The organism is Methanosarcina sp. A14 (genome assembly GCF_001729375.1).
Taxonomy (GTDB): Archaea; Halobacteriota; Methanosarcinia; order Methanosarcinales; family Methanosarcinaceae; genus Methanosarcina; species Methanosarcina barkeri.
On sequence record NZ_LZPK01000141.1, the window covers coordinates 1 to 4,298 of the forward strand.

The following is a 4,298-nucleotide window of genomic DNA, read 5'->3' on the forward strand; positions in this document are numbered from 1 at the left end:
TTGCTTTTTTACTGTAATTGATTTTTTACTGTAATTGATTTTGTTTCTCAACTGTGTAAGTCCTAAAATCATTGATATTTAAGTGAATCTATAGGTTTCATTTTTGAGGCTTTCAATGCCGGGTAAACTCCACCGGTAAGACTGGTAATGATTCCAAATCCAATGCTTCCAACTATATACAAAAAGACACCTCGATCAAACAACGAAGATACATCTTTTAATATTAAATCTGTTATAACAAATACTACACCTAAGCTTAATATTCCCCCAATGAAGCTGGCTATTATTCCAAGAATAAGAGACTCTAAAACAAACATTTTCATTATATCCTTCTTAGATGCTCCGACAGCTTTCATTATACCTATTTCTTTTGTCCTTTCTGTAACTGACATTAACATTATATTTAGAATACTTACACTGGCAACAACTAGAGAAATAGAACCAATTCCCATCAAAAATAGAGAAACATATCTCAAAGCGTCTTCAACACCACTTAACATATTTTTTACTGAAGACAAAAAAACCTTGTCATCTTTCTTATTGAGCATTTTTTTAACTGAATTTTCCACGCTGTCTACATCATCAACATTTTTAGCTTTAACTATCACAAAATCATATTCATTATTGTTGTCAGTAAATATTTTGTTGTAAACTTCGGGGTTAACAAAAATTGAATTATCCACACTAACGTCAGGACTCATACCTCGCTTTTTGAGAATACCAGTTACTTTCAACTTTGTATCTTCTAATGTTACTTTCCCACCCACTTTTATATCCAGAAAGTTTGCAAGTTCCTGCCCTATTACACAACCTGTGGAGCTACTTTTGAGCATTTTTCCATTATCTATCTCAGCCAGAGTAGTCAAATCTTCATTTCCAACTCCATATACAGCACCATACATTGATTTGTCTTTGTATTCTATTTTAGTACCTGAGGAATAGATAGGCAAGACACTTTCAATCCCACTAATTTTATCTAGTTGTTTTACCTGGTTTTCGGTGATAGATGTTTCTCCACCTGCCGGATAGACTACTATCTCATTATTATAGTCTTCAAAGGAATTAGAAACAGAAACTTTCAGACAATTTCCAAGAATTCCCATCGATGATATCGCAAAGACCCCGATAATTATTCCGATTGCTGCAAGAATAGTACGTACAACTCTTCTCTCCAAATTCCTTTTTGCAAGTTGAATATAAATATTGCCAGGCTGCTTAACTATTTTCATTGGATATTTCACCATCAATGAGTTTTACGTTTCTATTTGAATAATGCATAAGTGTTGGATCATGTGTTACTACAACCAATGTTGTTCCATTGAGATTAAGAAACCTTAGTAATTCCATGATTTCTCTTCCCGTTTTTGTATCTAGATTGCCTGTTGGTTCATCTGCAAGAAGTAGAGACGGAGAATTAGCAAGAGCCCTGGCTATTGCTACTCTTTGTTGTTGTCCGCCTGAAAGCTCGTAAGGTTTATGAGTTGCATACTTTGAATCAAGATTTACCTTTTCTAACAACGATAATGCTTTTTTTTGTCGCGTTACTTCCGAAACTTTACTAAATACCATCGGTAATTCAATATTTTCCAATGCTGTAAGAGTCGGGATTAAATTGAATTGTTGAAAAATAAATCCAATGTTACTTCTACGAATAGCTGTCAATTGTTCATCATCAAGTTTTGAGATATCAATATTATTTATTTTTATAATCCCTTTTGTTGGAGTATCAAGGCACCCTATGAGATTAAGAAGAGTAGATTTTCCTGAGCCAGACGCACCCATAATCGTGAGGAAATCTCCTTTTTTAATCGAAAGATTCACGCCTTTAAGTGCATGAATATAATTTGGGCCGAGAGCATATGTTTTTGCGATTTCCTGCAATTCTACAACTTGATCAGCCATAAAAACTCAACTCTCGCCTTCCCCTTTGTTCATCTTCTTTTGCTTTTTCCAGGAATATCCGATAATTCCGAAAACCGCAATACACATAATTATAATAATGGCTATAAGGAGAGGAGATGATGCCTTTTTGTCAGTTTGAAACGATGATTCTTTTGAATCTAAATATACAGATTTTGTAATTGATGTATAAGCATTGTCAGTACCTCTAAATTCAATTAATAAAGGGATCTCTGGAGTTCCGGGAGATACAAATGCTGATAACTCAAAGCTACTGAAATCATCCTTCTCAAGACTGCCTATAAAGTAACTTGGGTAGGGTTTTGTGGAGTTGATTCCTTTTGAATCAATTAAGGAAACCATGACGTTTTTCATATCAGTTAACCCAATATTGTTGATTTCTCCACTAACTGTGTATTTACTTCCCAGATTATTTACTTCGATGTTTGTTAAAGTCAGTGTTGGTTTCGAGATCACGTCTAGGTTTGTACTTGTTGTTTCACTCGTATGATGATTATCTCCGTTAAAATAGGATATCAAACATTTTATTTTTTTATTTCCTGGGCTTGACTTTACCGTATTTACTGTGAATTCAACGGTTGAGTTATTTCCTGCAGGAATAGTTCCGACAAAAATATTGGACGGATAAATAAGAACATCTTCACATGAAGGGCTTAAAATGACATCTTTAATATCGCTAGAACGTGGATTTATTACATCTACCGTAACAGTCGAAATTTCATTTATCATACTTGAAGGAAGATTCGAAAAAACAAGTTGTGCATTCCTGTCATCAATTTTTATTGGAATTTTATAATTTAAATCGTACATATCACTTCCCCCTATTAACTCAAAGTTCAGGAAGTGTGTGCCACTGGATGCTTCTTTTTTGACTTTAATGTTAAAAGTTAAATTTAGCGTATCTCCAGGTCCTATCAAGCCTATGTTTGAATAACCTTTATCCATTACTTCTATGTCATTGGTTCCTATAAGTGATGCACTAACAATATAGGCATTCATATCAAAGGTTTTACTATCCTCCTGTACGTAAACATCTCCAGTTGCCATATTCTTAAGGGATACGGTGACAGTTCCGTTATCTTCTGGAAAAAGGGAAAGAGGATCGGATTGGCAGGTTACTTGAACAGTTGGCCTTACAGTAGTATCACCCGCAACTGGAATTATAAGAAATATACACAGTATCGAAGTTGCTATTGATCTTATCATTGTTTTTCGTATCAAGTCAATCCTCCGATTAATGAATAAACCTGGTAGATAAGAGTCAGGCCTACAGGAACGCCGATAGTAAGGATAGCATTTTTTGTTGACATATTGCGTGCATGTACGAGTGCGAATACCCAAATGTTTGCAGACAATAAGAAACATAACATTACAAATGTTTCCGCTGCCAAAGAGAGAGGATTATTCACCAATGCTTGTGCGAAACTTTCTGAAAAAAGTTGAGGGTTTTGTGATGAGATCGGTACTGAGGGTAGTATGTAGTACATAACAACTAAATTTACAATCCCTGCAAGGATTTGTGGAGCAAACCCATAGCCTACAAACTCCAGAGTCCTTTTAAAAGAACCATCTGGATGAAATAAAAATGATATGAGGTAGAAAATCCCAGCCAATATGATCCAGTATAAGAATGTTCCAAAGAGACCCACAATGACACTACCTAACGTCACAGCAGTAGACAGAAAGGAATTTCCATCTAAAGGCAGGATTTCTTTCATTTTATTCATCATTAGAATACCTGAACCTATTTGAAGTATGGAAATAATAAGTACTATCAGTACAGGATATTTGAAACTGACCTTCTTTTTTGACTTTTCACTGAAAAACAAATTTGGATTAAATAATAGCTCTTTCATACTTTATCTCCTAAAGTAAATATAATTAAGCTAACTAGAAAATTTATATTCATAATTGAATTATTCAATTCCATATTTAGTGTCAATTTGGCAAGTTTGATATTTTTGGCCAAGAGTTCATCCTTTGTTGAAATGAAAATGAAATGAGAATAATTGTATTAGCTTGAAAGAACAGGTTTTCCAGGTTCCTTTCTTTAATCAGGTTTTTCGATTTCGATCATGTTTACTCCGGCTCTTTAATCAGGTTTTTCAACTTCGATTATGTTTACTCCGGCTGCATTCATCAAATCTTTCTCAGTGAACTTACCTGTTCAGAGAAAAGCTATTGAGACTGCTTTCCAGGAGGTTTCAAAGTTATTTGTGAAACTCGACATTATAACGCCTGCTTTGAATCAGGCTCTATATTCAATTAATTTCACTGTCAAGAGTTCTAAGTAAACATATTAATGTTGACTATATATAGATATCCGTTCAGAAACTTTTTGTAATATTTGTCTTGAATATATTTATCCTTTTGGAGAA

At 34.1% G+C, this 4,298-nt stretch carries 4 protein-coding genes; all 4 read right to left on the bottom strand.

Features of this window, described 5'->3' with window-relative positions:
• Nucleotides 1–68: 68 nt before the first annotated feature.
• From A9239_RS07630 to A9239_RS07645, 4 genes are read right to left on the bottom strand one after another with little or no spacing between them, the layout of a single operon-like run.
• Entirely contained in the window at nt 69–1,229 is a 1,161-nt protein-coding gene (locus A9239_RS07630; RefSeq protein ID WP_048118667.1) for an ABC transporter permease, read from the bottom strand.
• Nucleotides 1,216–1,902, bottom strand: a complete 687-nt coding sequence (locus A9239_RS07635; protein ID WP_048118670.1) for an ABC transporter ATP-binding protein — start codon at nt 1,900–1,902, stop codon at nt 1,216–1,218. Before A9239_RS07635 ends, A9239_RS07630 begins: the two co-directional genes overlap by 14 nt.
• Before the next feature lie 6 nt (nt 1,903–1,908).
• Nucleotides 1,909–3,141: a COG1361 S-layer family protein gene (locus A9239_RS07640; RefSeq protein ID WP_230669079.1), complete on the bottom strand. Its 1,233-nt coding sequence runs from the start codon at nt 3,139–3,141 to the stop codon at nt 1,909–1,911.
• On the bottom strand, nt 3,138–3,776 hold the full coding sequence (locus A9239_RS07645) for a YIP1 family protein (RefSeq protein ID WP_048118673.1): 639 nt from the start codon (nt 3,774–3,776) through the stop codon (nt 3,138–3,140). The genes A9239_RS07640 and A9239_RS07645 overlap by 4 nt, the downstream gene beginning before the upstream one ends.
• Between the last annotated feature and the right edge of the window lie 522 nt (nt 3,777–4,298).

Bases quoted from the DNA above. Each gene is read 5' to 3' on its own strand.
- A9239_RS07630 (WP_048118667.1), bottom strand. From the start codon at position 1,229: ATGAAAATAGTTAAGCAGCCTGGCAATATTTATATTCAACTTGCAAAA.
- A9239_RS07635 (WP_048118670.1), bottom strand. From the start codon at position 1,902: ATGGCTGATCAAGTTGTAGAATTGCAGGAAATCGCAAAAACATATGCT.
- A9239_RS07645 (WP_048118673.1), bottom strand. From the start codon at position 3,776: ATGAAAGAGCTATTATTTAATCCAAATTTGTTTTTCAGTGAAAAGTCA.